Genomic DNA, 16652 nt, shown 5'->3' with positions numbered 1-16652 from the left:
AGGACGGGACAGCGCCCACAAAAAAGCCGCGCCCGGGATCACTCCCGGGTGCGGCTTTTTTACAGCAGTCTTACTTGTTAACAGCGTCAGTCAGGCCTTTGGCCACAACGAGCTTGATAACTTTTTTGGCAGCGATTTCGATGGCAGCGCCAGTCGAAGGGTTACGGCCAGTGCGGGCAGGACGCTCGGTCACTTTCAGTTTGCCAATACCTGGCAGAGTGATTTCGCCGCCATTTTCCAATTGATCAGCAACGATCTGAGCCAGTTGGTCCAGAGCGTTACGCGCGGTAGTTTTTGGCGCGTCGATAGCTTCAGCGATATCAGCGATCAGTTGGTCTTTAGTAATAGCCATTGAGATGTTCCTTCCCTATCAAATTCATTTGGTTTGCAGAGTGCAAAGTCAGCTATCGAGCCAGATATTTGGGGTCTGGCACGCCCGTTTGCTTTCACGACGAATCGCGGATGTAGAGTGCTAAAACGGGGTTTGGTTCGACCTGACACATGCTGAATCCGCGCTTTGCGCCGTTACCCGGCGCAAGACGGGGCAAAACTAGCACAGAGACGGCCAAATATCCGCCTCTACCTGCCCATTTGGTCTGCTTTATCGCGTTAAAACGGTAAAAAAACACCTTCAGCCGCACACTCGCCCCCTAAACCCCGGTGCAAAGGCTGCCCAGACGCTCAGGTGCGTTACACTTGGTGCTTTTGCGGGACCTGCCCGTAACCCTCTCATTATTCGCCGAGAAGCCCATGCCGATCCGTCATTGCATCGTCCACTTGATTGAGAAAAAACCTGACGGTACGCCCGCAGTCCTCCACGCCCGCGACACTGAACTGGCCGAGTCGCAGGCCATCGAGAACATGCTCGCCGACCTCAACGAAAGCTATAACGCCAAGCAAGGCAAAGCGTGGGGGTTTTTCCATGCTGAATCTGGCGCACATCCGTTTAGCGGCTGGCTCAAAGAGTATCTGGACGGTGGCACCGATTTCGCCGCGTTCAGCCGCGTCGCCGTTGAGCACCTGCAAAAGCTGATGGAGGAATCCAACCTGTCGGCCGGTGGCCATGTGCTGTTTGCGCACTACCAACAAGGCATGACCGATTATCTGGCCATTGCCTTGCTGCACCACAGCGAGGGCGTGGCGGTGAACGACGAGCTGGACGTGACCCCCTCGCGCCATCTGGACTTGGGCCAATTGCACCTCGCAGCCCGGATCAATATTTCCGAGTGGCAGAACAATAAGCAGTCCAAGCAGTACATTTCGTTCATCAAAGGCAAAAACGGCAAGAAGGTGTCGGAGTACTTCCGCGACTTCATCGGTTGCCAGGAGGGTGTCGACGGCCCGGGCGAAACCCGTACCCTGCTCAAAGCCTTCAGCGACTTCGTTGAAAGCGAAGACCTGCCGGAAGAGTCCGCCCGCGAAAAAACCAAAACCCTGGTCGACTACGCCAGCAGCCAGGCCAAAATCGGCGAGCCAATGGGCTTGGCCGAACTGTCGGAGCTGATCGACGAAGAGCGCCCGAAAGCGTTCTACGATCACATCCGCAACAAGGACTACGGCCTGTCGCCTGAAATCCCGGCTGACAAACGCACCCTTAACCAGTTCCGCCGTTTCACTGGCCGCGCTGAGGGCCTGTCGATCAGCTTTGAAGCGCACCTGCTGGGGTCCAAGGTGGAATTCGACGAAGAAGCCGGTACGTTGATCCTCAAGGGCTTGCCGACTCAGCTCCTCGACCAGCTCAAGCGCAACAAATAATGTTTAACGGGATCCTGAAAAAAGTCCTGTTTGTGCTGGTGGTCGTGGTGGTGTTTCAGAACTGGGGCAAGATCGAGCGCGTGCTCAACCCCTCCGGGGTGGTTTCACAGCACACGCAGGCCAACGCCCGCGTCGTGCTGTACGCCACCGACTGGTGCGGTTACTGCAAAGCCACACGACGCTTTCTCGACCAGAAAGGCATCCCGTACTCAGAATTTGATATCGAGAAAGATCCCGTTGCGCGTAAAGCCTATGAAGCATTGGGCGGGCGCGGGATTCCGATACTGGACGTGAACGGCACGCTGATCCGCGACTTCAAGCCCGACGCGATCCTGCAAGCGTTGAAATAACCGTCTCGCCGATCGCCACACAACCTGTAGCCGTTCGATCACGCTCGCAGCCTCGTGCCTCGTGGGCGACTACAGGTTGATGTGCGTCAGGGTTCTACCGCCTGGCTTTGTACCAAGCACTCTTTGGCGCTTTTGCGCAATTTTTTGATCAGCCGTTCCTGGCGCAGCGCTTCGCCTTTATCGGGCCAGCGCTCGATATAGACCAAGGCCACCGCAGGGCTGGAGGCAAAAAAACGCGCACCCTTGCCCGTTTGATGCTTGGCAAAACGCTTGACCGGGTCATCACTGATACCGCAATACAGCGCGCCGTTAGCCGCCCGCACCAAGTACACAAACCAGGGTTTCGTCAAAACGGGCGCAGTCACTGTTTCAATCCTTAGCCACGCGCCTGAAAGGCCTTGAGACCTTTTTCCGCTCGCGCCCGGATTGCGTTTTTCACCAGCGGCGTCCAGCCCAGCAGCACACCTTTAGTACCCAGCGCCTGACGCGACCAACGCCACACGTCGAAGTGGTCATGGTGTTCGCATATTTTGCCGTCACGAAACACGAAGCGCGCCTGAATGTCGTTCACCACAATTGCCCCGGTCTGGCTGAACACGTAAGTGGCCACCCAATGTGCACTGCCGCGCTGCGCGTCGGCCTGCACCTGATCGAAGGTCAACGTAAAATCCTTGGCTCGCGAGGTGAGCATGCGCCACATGTCAACCGCGTCCTGGCCACGCAACTGACCAAACACCGGATCACTGAACAGCACGTCATCGGTGTAACACGCCGCCATCGCTTGCGCGTCAAGCTGCTGGAAGGCTTGGTAGAAGCGGGTAATCAACGCGTGATTGGCTTGGCTCATGGCAGGGTCCGTGCGGGGCTGGAATCTGAGCACGATAATCTGCAATGAGCAGAAACACTACGGTCTCAGACCTTCTCGCTGACGACATTCACGTACTTCGCACGCCCGGCGCCCAACCCGGCAATGATGGCTCCGATGCCCACCACGGCAAAAATCCAGCCGACCGCGTTCCAGCCACCTGTCAGCTCATGGACCAAACCCACCGCAAACGGCCCCATGGACGCCACGGTATAACCGATGCCTTGCGCCATGCCTGACAGGTTGGCGGCCACATGTGCGTCCCGTGAGCGCAGCACGATAAGGGTCAGCGCCAGACTGAAGGTGCCACCCTGCCCCAACCCCAGCACAATCGCCCAACCCCATAAGCCGTCCAGCGGTGCATACAGGCAGCCGAACAACCCTGCCAACGTCATGCTCATCACCAGCACAATGGCCAAGCGCTGATCCTTGCCCCGCGTGGCCAGCCAGGGCGCGGTCAGCGCCGTAACCAATTGCACGATTACCGAGCCCGACATCACCAGCCCCGCTTGAGTCGGCGTCAGGCCACGCCCGATGAGGATCGAAGGCAGCCAGCCAAACACGATGTACGACAACGACGATTGCAGGCCCATGTACAACGTGACTTGCCAGGCCAGCGGATCACGCAACAAACCGCGCACCCGATAGGCGACGTTGTGGGCGCCATTGCGTTTACCGGCCTGCGGTAACCAGAAAATCGCTGCAATGACGGCGGGCACGGCCCAAAAGCCCAAGCCCAATTGCCAACTGTCATCGAAGTAATGGCTCAACGGCACGGTTGCCCCGGCGGCTAACGCAGCGCCCAGGCACAAGGCCATGGTGTAGACACCGGTCATGGTGCCGGCATGCCCGGCAAAATCGCGCTTGATGATGCCTGGCAGCAACACGCCAATAACGCCAATGCTGGCACCGGCCAAAATGCTGCCGGCAAACAGCCCGGTCTCCCCCAGATAACTGCGCAATACGATGCCCGCGCCCAGCACCAGTAAAATGCCCAGCACCACGCGTTCGGTGCCAAAACGGCGGGCCAGAATCGGTGCCAGCGGCGCAAACAACCCCAGACACAGCACCGGCAAGGTCGTCAGCAAGCCCGCCTGGGCGGCTGACAACCCCAAGTACTCGGACACTTCGCCCAACAACGGCGCCATGCTCGACAACGCCGGGCGCAGGTTCAAGGCCACCAGCACCATGCCCAACAGCAATAACCACGCACGCACCATCACAGGCGGCATTTGCTGAACGGCTTCATCGTCCGCCTCGGCGTCAATCAGCAGTTCATCCAGCTCATCCAGATGACGCACAGGATCAACGCTGTCGTTAACAGGGGACGGGGGACGGGTCATGGCCTTCTCCGGTTCAGGGTTCATTGATCAACGTCCGGCACAGCGCCATCGCCCGTTGTGGGTCTTGTTGTTCCGCGGCCTTCCAGTGATCGATGCGCAGGTCAAGCATCGATGGGCGACACGGATGTGTAGCAAGGGTTTACGCAATAGGCTGAAGACGGTGCGCAAGGTGCGGGGAAGTATGCAGCGCCGATAAAACGCGGGCGGGGTCAACCCGAGCATGCTTTATCAGGGGGATTCGTCTGTCACGTGTTCCGCCCTTTCATCCAATCACAGGGTGAATTTTCGGACATCTTAGCCAGACGACGGCGTAGGGGGCAATCCACATATACGCAGTAACGGGCGCCAGCTGCGAGCTTTATAACCGATTTACCCGATCAAAAGCCCGCAGCCCGCACCAACGCCTACGCAGAGGGGTTGGATTAATGCAGGATTTGGTTCAAAAACAGTTTGGTCCGGTCGTTTTGCGGGTTGTCGAAGAAGTCGTTCGGCGCTGCCTGCTCAACGATTTCACCTTTGTCCATGAAGATCACCCGATTCGCCACCGTGCGGGCAAAGCCCATTTCGTGGGTCACGCAGAGCATCGTCATGCCGTCCTCGGCCAAGCCAATCATGGTATCGAGCACTTCCTTGACCATTTCCGGGTCAAGCGCTGAGGTCGGTTCGTCGAACAGCATGATCTTGGGCTTCATACACAGCGCCCTGGCAATCGCCACCCGTTGTTGCTGACCTCCTGACAACTGCCCCGGATACTTGTGCGCCTGCTCGGGGATACGCACTCGCTCCAGGTAATGCATGGCGATTTCTTCGGCCTGTCGCTTGGGCATTTTGCGTACCCACATCGGCGCCAGGGTGCAGTTTTGCAAAATGGTCAGGTGCGGGAACAAGTTGAAGTGCTGAAACACCATGCCCACTTCCCGACGCACGGTTTCGATCTGCTTGAGGTCGTTGGTCAGCTCGACACCGTCTACCACAATGCGCCCCTGCTGATGCTCTTCAAGGCGATTGAGGCAGCGAATCGTGGTGGATTTGCCCGAGCCAGACGGGCCGCACAATACAATCCGCTCACCCGGTTGCACGTTGAGGTTGATATCTTTGAGCACGTGGAACTGGCCGTACCACTTGTTCACACCCAGCATCTGAATAATGCCTTCAGCGCTGGCCGTTTTTTTGATGGCTTCACTCATGTCACACAACTCCTAACGCTTGTGGCCCGTGTCCAGCTTGCGCTCCAAATGCATGGAGTAGCGGGACATACCAAAACAGAAAATCCAGAACACCAACGCCGCAAACACATAACCTTCGGTCGCCATGCCCAACCAGTTGGGGTCGGCGGCCGCTTGTTTGACGCTGTTGAGCAAGTCGAACAGGCCGATGATGATCACCAGGCTTGTGTCTTTGAACAGGGCAATAAAGGTGTTAACGATGCCGGGGATCACCAGCTTCAAGGCTTGCGGCAAGATCACCAGCCCCATGCTGCGCCAGTAGCCCAGCCCCATCGCATCGGCCGCTTCGTACTGGCCTTTGGGGATGGCCTGCAACCCGCCGCGCACCACTTCGGCCACATACGCCGACTGGAACAAAATGACCCCGATCAACGCCCGCAGCAGCTTGTCGAAGTTCATGCCCTCTGGCAGAAACAGCGGCAGCATCACCGAAGACATGAACAACACCGTGATCAGCGGCACCCCGCGCCAGAACTCGATAAAGGTCACGCACACCACGCGAATGGCCGGCATGTCCGAACGTCGCCCCAGCGCCAGCAAAATGCCCAACGGCAATGCGCCCGCGATACCCACCGTGGCAATCACCAAGGTCAGCATCAACCCGCCCCACTGACTGGTGGCCACGTTGCTCAGCCCCCAATAGCCGCCATGCAGCAGGCTGTAGGCCAAAACCGGGTACACCACCAAAAAGCTCAGCCCGTACACTGCCTTGTGTTTGAAACGCGAGATAAACAGCGGTGCGGCACCGATCACGGCCAGCCACACCGTCACATCTACGCGCCAGCGCAACGCCTGCGGGTAATAGCCGTACATGAACTGGCCGAATCGCTGCTGGATAAACACCCAGCACGCGCCGTCTTTGGTGCAATCGGCACGCGTCGTCCCGACCCAATTGGCGTCAAAGACCGTCCAGCTCAGTAGCGGGGGCACGATCAGCCAAATCAGATAAAAGGCGAACAACGTCAGTAGCGTATTAAGCCAACTGGAAAACAGGTTGGCCCGTGCCCAAGCCACGATGCCGATGCGATTGCCCGGCGGCGGCATGTCGGGTTTAAAAACATGAGTGGTCATAAGCGCGTCCTCACCGTTCAATCAGCGCGATGCGCGTGTTGTACACATTCATGAGCAGCGAAATGCTGATGCTGATTGCCAGGTAAACGCTCATGGTGATGGCGATGACCTCAATCGCTTGCCCGGTCTGGTTCAGCACCGTACCGGCAAACAGCGAGACCATTTCCGGGTAGCCGATGCCCGCCGCCAGCGACGAGTTTTTCACCAGATTGAGGTATTGGCTGGTCAGCGGCGGAATGATCACGCGCAGTGCTTGCGCAATGATCACTTTACGCAACGTCGGCCCAGGTCTGAGGCCCAATGAACGTGCCGCTTCGGTCTGGCCATGACTGACCGATTTGATCCCCGAACGCACGATCTCGGCGATAAAAGCAGCGGTGTACACCGTCAAGGCAATGGTCAGCGCCAGCAACTCGGGAATCAGTACCCAACCGCCGACAAAGTTAAAGCCCTTGAGCTGCGGCATTTCCCAGTGCACAGGAATGCCAACCATCAGCACACACAATCCTGGTATCACCAGCAGTAGCGCCAACCCGACCCAGAACTTATGAAACGGCACGCCGGTGTTTTCGAAGCGCTGGTTAGCCCATCGCACCATCCACACCACCGCGATCACCGCCAGCACCACGCTGGCCACAAACGGCCAGAACGCCTCGGTGCCAATCGCGGCCGGCATATTCAGCCCACGGCTGCTCATGTAGAACATGTCGGCAAAATGGTGGCTATTGCGCGGCAACGGCATGGTCAAAAAGACCGCGAAGTACCAGAACAGGATTTGCAGCAACGGCGGAATGTTGCGAAACACTTCAACGTACACGGTTGCCAGCTTGTTGATCATCCAGTTCGGCGACAAACGCGCGATACCGATGATGAAACCCAGAATCGTTGCCAGCACCACGCCAATCACCGACACCAGCAAGGTGTTGAGCAGGCCGATCACAAAGACCCGGGCGTAACTGTCGGACTCGGTGTAATCAATCAAATGTTGCGCAATGCCAAACCCGGCACTGCGTTCCAGAAAGTCAAAGCCCGAGGTAATCCCCCGGTGCTGTAAGTTGGTCTGGGTGTTGTTGAACAAGTACCAGCCCATGAAGACCACCAACCCAACGGTGATGATCTGAAATAACCACGCACGCACACGTGGATCGCTGAGACTGAGCCTCGGCTTGGGTGCGCTGACTTTTGTCTGCATGAAGTGCCCCAACAAAAATGGATCAAAACAACATCACCCGGCAGTTGGCCTGCCGGGTGACAGGGCTATCAGCGCACAGGCGGTGCGTATTGGATGCCGCCGTTGTTCCACAGGGCATTCAGCCCGCGGTCAATGGCCAGCGGAGTGCTCTTGCCGAGGTTTTTCTCGAAGACTTCGCCGTAGTTGCCGACCTGGCTGACGATCTGCACCACCCAGTCTTTGGGCAGCTTCAAGTCTTTGCCGTATTCACCATCAGCACCCAGCAAGCGGGCAACGTCCGGGTTCTTGGTCGATTTGGCTTCTTCTTTGACATTTTTCGAGGTTACGCCCGCTTCTTCAGCGTTGAGCATGGCGAACAGGGTCCATTTCACAATACTGAACCAGTCCTCATCACCCTTGCGCACCACAGGACCCAGCGGTTCTTTGGAAATGGTTTCGGGCAACACCACGTAATCGTTCGGGCTGGCCAGCTTGCTGCGTTGGGCGTAAAGCTGTGATTTGTCAGAGGTCAGCACGTCACAACGCCCGCTTTCCAGCGACTTGGCGCTTTCATCTGAGGTATCGAAAGTGATCGGCGTGTATTTGAGGTTATTGGCGCGGAAGTAGTCCGAAACGTTCAGCTCGGTGGTAGTACCTGCCTGAATGCAGATGGTTGCGCCATCCAGCTCTTTGGCACTTTTTACCCCCAGTTTGTTGTTCACCAAAAAGCCGACGCCGTCGTAATACGTCACACCGGCAAACACCATGCCCATCCCGGCATCACGGGAACTGGTCCAGGTGGTGTTACGCGAAAGCACATCCACTTCACCCGATTGCAAGGCGGTGAAACGCTCCTTGGCGTTCAACTGGCTGAATTTGACTTTGGTGGCATCCCCAAACACCGCAGCAGCCACCGCACGGCACACATCCGCATCAATCCCCAAAATCTTGCCCGAGGCATCCGGTACCGAAAAGCCGGGCAAGCCATCGCTCACGCCACATTGCACAAAGCCTTTCTTCTTGACGCTGTCCAGCGTCGCCCCTGCATGAGCAAAACCACTGACGCTCAGTACTACCGCTGCGGTGGCCAGGGCCAAGGTGGATTTCAACTGCTTCATTCAAACCTCCAGTGCTGCTTTTGTTGTGTTTGAACAAGACCCGCCGCCCCCTTGTGAGGCGCTGTTGACCCGTGTTGGCTTTTTATGAGGTCAAGCGGCTTAAGTCTTGGGCGATGGATGCATCGCACAAACCGTCAAACTGAAGCGCTCACGTGAGCTGTTGAATTCCTTGTCTAACTTCACCCTCAGGTTTTTTGCTATCCCCCCGCCGGCAGTTGCCTGTTAGTGTTACCGCCGGAGGGAACGCACAAGCGCCCTGACCACATAGCAAAGCGCGTACCACACTGGCGGCCTCAGTGATTTCGCCCTCCCATTTCAGAAAAAACGTTCAAGCAGTACACATTTTCGTCAAACGTTAAACGATCACGCACCGTTGCCGCGCACCCGAACTGCGCGCACGCACAACGATGGAGCAGCCATGCACACACCTTTGACAATCGAGCCGCAAAAGCCCGCAGACGCCTGTGTTATCTGGCTTCACGGGTTAGGCGCTGACCGTTATGACTTCTTGCCAGTGGCTGAGGCGTTGCAAGAACAGTTGCTGAGCACACGCTTTGTTTTGCCCCAGGCACCCACACGTCCAGTCACGATCAATGGCGGTTATGCCATGCCCAGCTGGTACGACATCAAGGCCATGAGTCCCGCCCGCTCGATCAGTGAAGATGAGCTCAATGAGTCCGCCGATACCGTGATCGGTTTGATCGAAGCGCAGAAAGCCTCGGGCATTGATGCCAACCGCATTGTTCTGGCGGGCTTCTCTCAAGGCGGTGCGGTGGTGTTTCACACCGCCTATCTGAAATGGCAAGGCGCATTGGGTGGCGTAATTGCCCTCTCTACTTATGCACCGACCTTCAGTGATGAACTGGAACTGTCCGCCAGCCAGCAACGTATTCCGGCCTTGTGCCTGCACGGGCAGTACGATGATGTAGTCCAAAACTCCATGGGGCGTACGGCGTATGAACATCTGAAAACACGTGGCGTCACCGTTACATGGCAGGAATACCCAATGGGGCACGAAGTGTTACCCGAAGAGATCCGTGACATCGGTCGCTGGCTCGTAGCCCGCCTGAGTTAAATCCGAAACATCCAGTCGTTCACTACGCCGAGCACGCGACTTGCATTACACTGCCCGGCGTACACTCCTTAACCAACTGATGAGATGACCGTGCTCAAAGCACTCAAAAAAATATTCGGTAAAAGCGAGGCTGAGCCGCTCGCGCCAGCTTGCACACCCCCTTCCAGCAGTCCCAGCCCGCGAACCGACGCGCAACAGCCTGGCCACCCTGCTCCCGCTCAAGCCTCGGTGAACACACCCGACGCCCAGCCTGTTGAGCACCCCGCGCGCAGCGAAAAACCAAAAGTCGCCAAACCGCGACGCGAGGCGGCACCCAAGCCACCGGTCATTCCCTGGAAACTCGAAGACTTCGTGGTTGAGCCGCAAGAAGGCAAAACCCGTTTCCACGACTTCAAGCTCGCACCTGAACTGATGCACGCTATTCAAGATTTGGGTTTCCCGTACTGCACGCCGATTCAGGCAGGCGTATTGGGTTACACCCTGAGCGGCCGTGACGCGATTGGTCGCGCACAAACCGGCACCGGCAAAACGGCGGCGTTCCTGATCTCGATCATCAGCCAACTGACGCAAACCCCGCCGCCCAAAGAGCGTTACATGGGCGAGCCGCGTGCACTGATCATCGCGCCGACCCGCGAGCTGGTGGTGCAAATCGCCAAAGACGCCGCCGACCTGACCAAATACACCGACCTCAACGTCATGACCTTCGTTGGCGGGATGGACTTCGACAAGCAACTCAAGCAACTCGAAGCCCGCCATTGCGACATTCTGGTGGCCACACCGGGCCGCCTCCTGGACTTCAACCAGCGCGGTGAAGTGCACCTGGACATGGTCGAAGTGATGGTGCTCGACGAAGCTGACCGCATGCTGGACATGGGTTTCATCCCGCAAGTACGTCAGATCATTCGCCAGACACCACCGAAAGCCGAACGCCAGACGCTGCTGTTTTCCGCGACCTTCACCGAAGACGTGATGAACCTTGCCAAACAATGGACCACCGACCCGGCCATTGTTGAAATCGAAGCCGAAAACGTCGCCAGCGACCGTGTCGAGCAACATGTCTACGCCGTGGCCGGTGCTGACAAATACAAATTGTTGTTCAACCTGGTCAACGACAACGGCTGGGAGCGGGTCATCGTTTTTGCCAACCGTAAAGACGAAGTGCGCCGCATCGAAGAACGCCTGGTACGCGACGGTATAAACGCCGCACAACTGTCGGGCGATGTACCGCAACACAAACGCATCAAGACCCTGGAAAACTTCCGCGAAGGAAAAGTCCGCGTCTTGGTTGCCACCGACGTGGCCGGGCGCGGGATTCACATCGACGGCATCAGCCATGTGATCAACTTCACCCTGCCGGAGGTTCCGGACGATTACGTGCACCGCATTGGCCGCACAGGCCGCGCGGGCGCTGACGGCGTGTCCATCAGCTTTGCCGGTGAAGACGACTCGTACCAATTGCCCGCAATCGAAACCAAGCTGGGCCGCAAAATCAGTTGCGAAACCCCGCCGACTGAATTGCTGCGCCCCGTGGTGCGGGCCGTACGTAAACCTCACGATCCGAGCGAAACGGCCTGATTGCTCCCCGGAAAATTGCCGAGGTTGTGTAACCGTGGCCTACGGCAACGTTCGATTGCGAAGTGATCATAAACCCGATGATTGCGGTGCATCTCAAGCACCGCATTGAAGGATTGAGCGAGCGCTGCGCGCCCGGACGCAGCCTCGCATTACTCGTCAGCGGCTACAGGTTCTTCTGCGCTGCCAGCTCCGCTTCGCGCTGAGCTATCGCGGCTTCAAGCTCAGGCGAACGTTTGGCCCATTGCTGTGGGGGTAATGGTTTCGACCATTCAATGATGTCGGGATAGGTCAAATCAGGTGGCGGGTTTAACTTCCATCGCTCCAAAGCAATGATCAGCAAGATATTGAAAATAAATAACCCGAAGAAGCCTTCCCACAGCAACGCCATCGGCCAGCCTTTGCGCTGTGCAGACTCCAACAGTTGATCCCAGTAGGTCGCCAGCACACCTTTAGGGTGATGACTTTTTTCACGAAAATCTTCGATCGCCTCGGGTCCGATCTCCATGTAACTGCGCATACATTCCCAGACCCGCCTGGAGGCCGTAACGCTGCCGCAGGCAAACGTAAAGCTGCAATATTTGAGTTCGTCTTCTGCGTGAGGATCTGGATTTTTAAATCCGACAACTAATCCACCGCCAATAGAATATTTACCGGCCTGACTGAAGGATTGATGCTCCGTGGCTTGGGCTATGACGGTTTCCCATGGGACTATCCAATAGTCATGCTCATTGACGGGCACGCAAACTTCTCGACGTTGGCGATTGAAGCGGGCAGGTAACGGAGTAGGCCTCCTTAATGCATTTATCAGCAGGTACACGGGATATATAAAGATCACACCTACCCACAGGAGCACATCCCAATCATCAATCAAATATGAAATTAAAATACATAACAACACATTCAACCATAACACCATCACCGCATTACTTATTGCAAACACGCCAACATCGATATAAATATCATTCTTACGCCACACACTACCAAGTACATCTTGAGCCATTTCACCCGTGGGTATTGCAAGGGGTGCCAGATAATCATTTTGATGGAATGTTTTTTTATGGACAGTCCCTGCTGGCGGATAATTCATGATCGCGTACTCACAGGCTGTAGATACTGACTATTCTGCTCAGCGCTCAAAGATAAGCGTATTGCCTTATCAAGTTCTGGTGTCGATTCTTCACGCCCTGAGATTAAACCCGTGTCGGGGGTGTAGATATAAACCTGCCCTTGATCCCCCCCATTATATTTTCGCGTATTCAGTAAAGAGGTAATTGATGAGTGATAGCACACACGTACCCAAACTTTTTGGGGGGAGGAGCCAAAAAGATCAGGTATGGCGTTAAACGGCCCTGACAGGCGCAGACCCTGGCCTTCCTGATAAGGTATCCACTGGCAAGAACTTGCTTGAATCCAGTGCCTGCCAATATCTTGCATGGGTCTTGGGGGCACTACAGGTTTACCAGAGTCATTAGTGCTTACTAACTTTCGATACACAGGTATATCAACAGGATCGCCAACAATAGAAATATCAAAATACGTATTTGACGGATCAGCGCCTGGCAAGTCGATCGTCAAGGAATACACCCTAGGCACAATGACAAAACCCATTCGATTATTCGCAGGCTCCTTACGCGCCTCTCCGTTAAAACTAAGACGGGGGGCAAATAGTATCTGGTACAACCGACTCAGCTCTTCTGCTTGACGATCAAACGCAATGGCCGACAAATCCTTGGCTCTTAATTTTGACCAGCAGCAATAATCGAGAAAATTCTGCAACGGTGTCTGTTTCATAAACCAGGCAATCAAATACAACACACCCAATACAGCAAGCAATAGATTAACGGGCCCGATCCATCTCAAGTAGTTAGCATTTGCCACTACCACACCATAATCTGCAGCAATACTTTTGAATGTGTATACAAGCCCAAGAAGCGCTTGAGCACCAAACGCTATAACCTGACCCTTTACAACTGCCTGACGCAATTGCAACCATGGGTCCAGATGATGTTGCATATCATCTAATTGAAGCTGAAGGCTTCTGTACTCCTTGAGTGAGGCTAACAACGAGATAAACCCCAAAGCGCCTCCAAACAATGTCAAAACCGATGCAGTAAAAGATTGGTTCCCGATTTTTGCCGAGACGCCATCAACCCCGCTCCCTCCCCAAAACCCCTTCCTCACCTGCACATCAATCACCGCCACCAACGCTGCTGTTGCATATAACGTTGCCGATGCCGTGTCGTGTTGACGCTGCTCATCCATCCCTTCCAGCACCCGTGCATCGCTCAGGTAGCGGCCCGCGTTCCAGCTGTTGAGCAGCAGTGCCGCCAGTGCAATTACACCGCCACTTTTTTGCACCGCAGGTGAGTTGACGATGTTGGCCACGCGCCCGGTGCCAATGGCTTTGCCCGTCACCTGCGCCCACTGGGTGAGGTCTTCGGCCGCCTTGCCAACCAATTGCAACACCTGACGCCCTCCTTCGCTGACAAAGCGCAAGCCGGTCTGACTGCCCATGCGCGCGGCGATCATGATGTTCAGCCACGCGCCACTCAAAGGCGCACCCGGTTCGCCGCTGAGTAACAGTAAGGCTGCGCCGGAGCGTTTGATCAGGGTGTTCCACACGCCGTCAGTTTCACGGGCCAATTGGGCCAGGTTGGCGAGTATCGGCGCGCCCAATGGCCCGAGTAGGTCGAGCCACTCGTTCATCGCGGGTAAGTCGATGTACTGCGCAACCTTTTCGCTGACGAAGTGGTTTTCACGGTTGGCCACTTTTGATGCGCGATAGTCACGCACCACGGCTTCGACCTCGGTATGTAGCTCGGCCGGGATAAACTCACGCACGGGCGCCACGGTACGCTGTATGTCGGCACGCACTTGCGCCAGTTTTGTACTCGCCACCGAATACGAGTAAAGCCGACCACGTTGTTGATTGAGTCGCGCTTCTTCGCGAAACAGGGTTTCAAGTTCATGATCGACCTTGAGCATTAGCTCCCCTTGCTCCGGGGTCAACTCGATGGCGTATTCACGATAGCGATAGCTCAGCTGGCCCGCGATTTCAGCGCCATCTTCAGTGATCAGGCTGCGCACAAACCCGCCAATACTCAGACGCAACTGATGGTCTTGCTGCCATTGTTCGTGGCGGCTTTCGACGTGTTCCTGTTCGTGATTGATATCGCGCAACACCCCAAGGTCATCATCCAGGCACGCCAGTACGGCATATAAACCTTGAGCTTGCTGGTGAGTGCCTTCCAGCAGTTCACGCACCTTGAAAGGGGACCAAGGCGCGGCACTCCACTCACCGGGCACCGTGCCTTCTGCCCGAATGTCAGGGTGACGGGCAGCGACCTGGATGCGCTCATGGTTCCAGCGCTGTGCTTGGGTCAAGGCCGTGATGTTGTGCTGAATATCGTCATCGGAGCGATTTTCAAACAGTCGTTGAGCCAACAGCTGCTCTTGCGCTCGATGCGTCTGACCGTTGTGCAGATGATCCAGGGTCACCGCCTGCGCATAGGTCTGGGGCAGCAACTCGCCCATAAGCTGATCGGCGTCCCGCAGCGGGACGCAATGCGCAGCCTGTAGTTCATCGGCTAGCCGTCGCATATCAAATTGACGCATGCGTCTGGCGCGTACCTGCGGATCCAAAAGCTGTTGGCAAGCCGCTGGATTGAGCGGGTATTCGGTGTAGAGCATGCAGACCGGCGTGTGCTTACTGACGGCCACGCCACACAGGTTACCCCGCTCAACCCGCGTGTCATCGGCGTGCAACGGCTGTGCTCGCAGCCTGCCATTGATTGCCACGGCATAGCGCTGCAAGCCTTGAGGGCCCTGCCACACATACACAAACCCTTCGCGTAACAGGCGCGCGGCCAAGGGATGACTGTCTGGCGTAATGCCCGGCTGACTGGCGGGGTGAGTGGCCGCCTGTTCACTGCACGCATAACGCACGGGCAACACAAAAATAAAGGGCTGATGCACGGGGCATTGCCCGCCGACACTGTTGATATCGATATGTGCCTGGCCGCTGGCAGACCGGTCAGCCGCCTCCAGCTGTGCCAGTTTTTTCAGCCGCTGCTCAGGACTCATGAGGTGACCTCTCCCAAGGCAATCTGGCGTTTTAACTCGGTCAGCAGGTTATCTAAGCGTTCTTTTGGCAATTGCTCACGGGCCGACAGGATCTCGCGATATCGCCCGTGGCCAAACCCGTCAGGAAAGCTTTCGCCAAAGTGGGCGTACAGACTCACCCAACGCATCACTTCATCCATTGCGCTGTAGCCTTGACGTTCGGCGTTGCAGCAGCATCGGGTCGCCCACAGTCTTTGCCCGGTCGCATCCAACCCCTGCATACACGCGGGAAAATACTGCTGACACTGCTCAATCACACCTACAAGAACGGCTTCGCGAGCCGCCTCAGACAGACGCTGAACCTGCTGCACATACAGTGTCAGCCACGGGGTATGCGTATAACAGACGCCGGGAAATGCTGCGCCTTCACGCTGTAAAACACCGTCGGGCAAACGAATCAGGTTCATCGGACCCATCAGCCGATCACGCTCACCAGCCGGTAAGTGCTGCAACCACAGGCGGGTAATGCGCGGATCGTAATATCGAAATAAAACGCACACACCACCTTCCAAACGGGCATGAATCAAACTGCGCAAGTGCGCTACCAACTGCGCTTCGTCGGCGTCGGACTCAATCCAGATACCTGCGCTGTACTGCCATTGTTGAACAAAGGCCTGCACCAAAGGACTGCCGGTTTCAACAGCTATTAACACTGGCCCATAAGCGGCCAGCTCTGCGTACTGCGTCATCAGATACAAAGCGTGTGGCGCTGCTCCGGGTGCGCGCTCAAACAATCGCGCATTCAGGTTCTCGATCTGGCAGCTGTCGAGCAGCAAGTAAGCGCGGCTCATGTTTGAGGGTCCTGTGCTTTTTCGCAGATGGCGCAAATCGGCTGGGCCGATTGAGCTGCGATCTTCAGGGCTTGCGCTTGCGGGCGTAACGCTATAGCCACCAGCGGTTCGACAGGGTTTGGAAAGACTGGCGCTGCAGGCGTACCGGGCATCGCCACCCCACCCACTTGAATCGGCGTACTGCTAAAGA

General features: G+C 56.5%; 16 protein-coding genes. 4 read left to right on the top strand and 12 right to left on the bottom strand.

Features of this window, described 5'->3' with window-relative positions:
• Positions 1 to 70: 70 nt before the first annotated feature.
• The gene (locus AP059_RS16915) at positions 71 to 352 is read right to left on the bottom strand and encodes an HU family DNA-binding protein (RefSeq protein WP_003440137.1); all 282 of its coding nucleotides are present in this window, start codon (positions 350 to 352) and stop codon (positions 71 to 73) included.
• 398 nt (positions 353 to 750) lie between these two features.
• Between AP059_RS16915 and yejK the strand changes: the two genes are divergently transcribed.
• Both yejK and AP059_RS16905 read left to right on the top strand, forming a co-directional pair.
• On the top strand, positions 751 to 1755 hold the full coding sequence (yejK, locus tag AP059_RS16910) for a nucleoid-associated protein YejK (RefSeq protein ID WP_059764390.1): 1005 nt from the start codon (positions 751 to 753) through the stop codon (positions 1753 to 1755).
• Positions 1755 to 2105 (top strand): glutaredoxin family protein, encoded by a 351-nt coding sequence (locus AP059_RS16905; protein WP_059764388.1) that lies wholly within the window; start codon positions 1755 to 1757, stop codon positions 2103 to 2105. Before yejK ends, AP059_RS16905 begins: the two co-directional genes overlap by 1 nt.
• An 86-nt stretch (positions 2106 to 2191) precedes the next feature.
• Here AP059_RS16905 and AP059_RS16900 read toward each other — a convergent pair whose 3' ends face one another.
• From AP059_RS16900 to AP059_RS16870, 7 genes are all read right to left on the bottom strand, one after another.
• Positions 2192 to 2470 (bottom strand): GIY-YIG nuclease family protein, encoded by a 279-nt coding sequence (locus AP059_RS16900; protein WP_059764386.1) that lies wholly within the window; start codon positions 2468 to 2470, stop codon positions 2192 to 2194.
• A gap of 11 nt (positions 2471 to 2481) precedes the next feature.
• On the bottom strand, positions 2482 to 2952 hold the full coding sequence (locus tag AP059_RS16895; RefSeq protein ID WP_059764384.1) for a nuclear transport factor 2 family protein: 471 nt from the start codon (positions 2950 to 2952) through the stop codon (positions 2482 to 2484).
• 65 nt (positions 2953 to 3017) lie between these two features.
• Positions 3018 to 4337, bottom strand: coding sequence for a CynX/NimT family MFS transporter (locus AP059_RS16890; protein WP_082706821.1), 1320 nt, complete (start codon positions 4335 to 4337; stop codon positions 3018 to 3020).
• A gap of 398 nt (positions 4338 to 4735) precedes the next feature.
• Positions 4736 to 5500, bottom strand: a complete 765-nt coding sequence (locus AP059_RS16885; protein WP_048363258.1) for an amino acid ABC transporter ATP-binding protein — start codon at positions 5498 to 5500, stop codon at positions 4736 to 4738.
• 12 nt (positions 5501 to 5512) lie between these two features.
• Positions 5513 to 6610: an amino acid ABC transporter permease gene (locus tag AP059_RS16880; RefSeq protein ID WP_059764380.1), complete on the bottom strand. Its 1098-nt coding sequence runs from the start codon at positions 6608 to 6610 to the stop codon at positions 5513 to 5515.
• A gap of 10 nt (positions 6611 to 6620) precedes the next feature.
• A complete protein-coding gene (locus AP059_RS16875; RefSeq protein ID WP_059764378.1) occupies positions 6621 to 7802 on the bottom strand; it encodes an amino acid ABC transporter permease in 1182 nt (393 codons plus the stop codon).
• Between the two features lie 68 nt (positions 7803 to 7870).
• Positions 7871 to 8899 carry an amino acid ABC transporter substrate-binding protein gene (locus tag AP059_RS16870; RefSeq protein WP_059764376.1) on the bottom strand — a complete coding sequence of 343 codons (1029 nt, stop codon included), beginning with the start codon at positions 8897 to 8899 and terminating at the stop codon, positions 7871 to 7873.
• Positions 8900 to 9317: 418 nt separating this feature from the next.
• On the opposite strand from AP059_RS16870, the gene AP059_RS16865 reads away from it, so the two are divergent.
• Together AP059_RS16865 and rhlB are read left to right on the top strand one after the other, a co-directional pair.
• Positions 9318 to 9974 carry an alpha/beta hydrolase gene (locus tag AP059_RS16865; protein WP_059764374.1) on the top strand — a complete coding sequence of 219 codons (657 nt, stop codon included), beginning with the start codon at positions 9318 to 9320 and terminating at the stop codon, positions 9972 to 9974.
• Between the two features lie 84 nt (positions 9975 to 10058).
• Positions 10059 to 11549, top strand: coding sequence for an ATP-dependent RNA helicase RhlB (rhlB, locus tag AP059_RS16860; protein ID WP_059764372.1), 1491 nt, complete (start codon positions 10059 to 10061; stop codon positions 11547 to 11549).
• 163 nt (positions 11550 to 11712) lie between these two features.
• Here rhlB and AP059_RS16855 read toward each other — a convergent pair whose 3' ends face one another.
• The 4 genes from AP059_RS16855 to AP059_RS22600 all read right to left on the bottom strand — a co-directional run.
• Positions 11713 to 12636, bottom strand: a complete 924-nt coding sequence (locus tag AP059_RS16855) for a hypothetical protein (protein WP_059764370.1) — start codon at positions 12634 to 12636, stop codon at positions 11713 to 11715.
• Entirely contained in the window at positions 12633 to 15632 is a 3000-nt protein-coding gene (locus AP059_RS16850; protein ID WP_059764368.1) for a toxin VasX, read from the bottom strand. Before AP059_RS16850 ends, AP059_RS16855 begins: the two co-directional genes overlap by 4 nt.
• Positions 15629 to 16462 carry a DUF4123 domain-containing protein gene (locus AP059_RS16845; RefSeq protein ID WP_059764366.1) on the bottom strand — a complete coding sequence of 278 codons (834 nt, stop codon included), beginning with the start codon at positions 16460 to 16462 and terminating at the stop codon, positions 15629 to 15631. The genes AP059_RS16850 and AP059_RS16845 overlap by 4 nt, the downstream gene beginning before the upstream one ends.
• Positions 16459 to 16652, bottom strand: a 194-nt coding sequence (locus tag AP059_RS22600; protein WP_218186556.1) for a hypothetical protein, incomplete at its 5' end; no start/stop codon positions are given. The genes AP059_RS22600 and AP059_RS16845, both read right to left, overlap by 4 nt.

This window comes from Pseudomonas sp. TAA207 (assembly GCF_001529285.1).
GTDB lineage: Bacteria > Pseudomonadota > Gammaproteobacteria > Pseudomonadales > Pseudomonadaceae > Aquipseudomonas > Aquipseudomonas weihenstephanensis.
The sequence above is the reverse complement of the archived record's forward strand: the minus strand, read 5'-3'. Positions and strand labels throughout refer to the sequence as shown.

Bases quoted from the DNA above. Each gene is read 5' to 3' on its own strand.
- AP059_RS16855 (WP_059764370.1), bottom strand. From the start codon at position 12,636: ATGAATTATCCGCCAGCAGGGACTGTCCATAAAAAAACATTCCATCAA.
- yejK (WP_059764390.1), top strand. From the start codon at position 751: ATGCCGATCCGTCATTGCATCGTCCACTTGATTGAGAAAAAACCTGAC.
- rhlB (WP_059764372.1), top strand. From the start codon at position 10,059: ATGACCGTGCTCAAAGCACTCAAAAAAATATTCGGTAAAAGCGAGGCT.
- AP059_RS16865 (WP_059764374.1), top strand. From the start codon at position 9,318: ATGCACACACCTTTGACAATCGAGCCGCAAAAGCCCGCAGACGCCTGT.
- AP059_RS16880 (WP_059764380.1), bottom strand. From the start codon at position 6,610: ATGACCACTCATGTTTTTAAACCCGACATGCCGCCGCCGGGCAATCGC.
- AP059_RS16870 (WP_059764376.1), bottom strand. From the start codon at position 8,899: ATGAAGCAGTTGAAATCCACCTTGGCCCTGGCCACCGCAGCGGTAGTA.
- AP059_RS16850 (WP_059764368.1), bottom strand. From the start codon at position 15,632: ATGAGTCCTGAGCAGCGGCTGAAAAAACTGGCACAGCTGGAGGCGGCT.
- AP059_RS16845 (WP_059764366.1), bottom strand. From the start codon at position 16,462: ATGAGCCGCGCTTACTTGCTGCTCGACAGCTGCCAGATCGAGAACCTG.
- AP059_RS16885 (WP_048363258.1), bottom strand. From the start codon at position 5,500: ATGAGTGAAGCCATCAAAAAAACGGCCAGCGCTGAAGGCATTATTCAG.
- AP059_RS16890 (WP_082706821.1), bottom strand. From the start codon at position 4,337: ATGAACCCTGAACCGGAGAAGGCCATGACCCGTCCCCCGTCCCCTGTT.
- AP059_RS16895 (WP_059764384.1), bottom strand. From the start codon at position 2,952: ATGAGCCAAGCCAATCACGCGTTGATTACCCGCTTCTACCAAGCCTTC.
- AP059_RS16915 (WP_003440137.1), bottom strand. From the start codon at position 352: ATGGCTATTACTAAAGACCAACTGATCGCTGATATCGCTGAAGCTATC.
- AP059_RS16905 (WP_059764388.1), top strand. From the start codon at position 1,755: ATGTTTAACGGGATCCTGAAAAAAGTCCTGTTTGTGCTGGTGGTCGTG.
- AP059_RS16875 (WP_059764378.1), bottom strand. From the start codon at position 7,802: ATGCAGACAAAAGTCAGCGCACCCAAGCCGAGGCTCAGTCTCAGCGAT.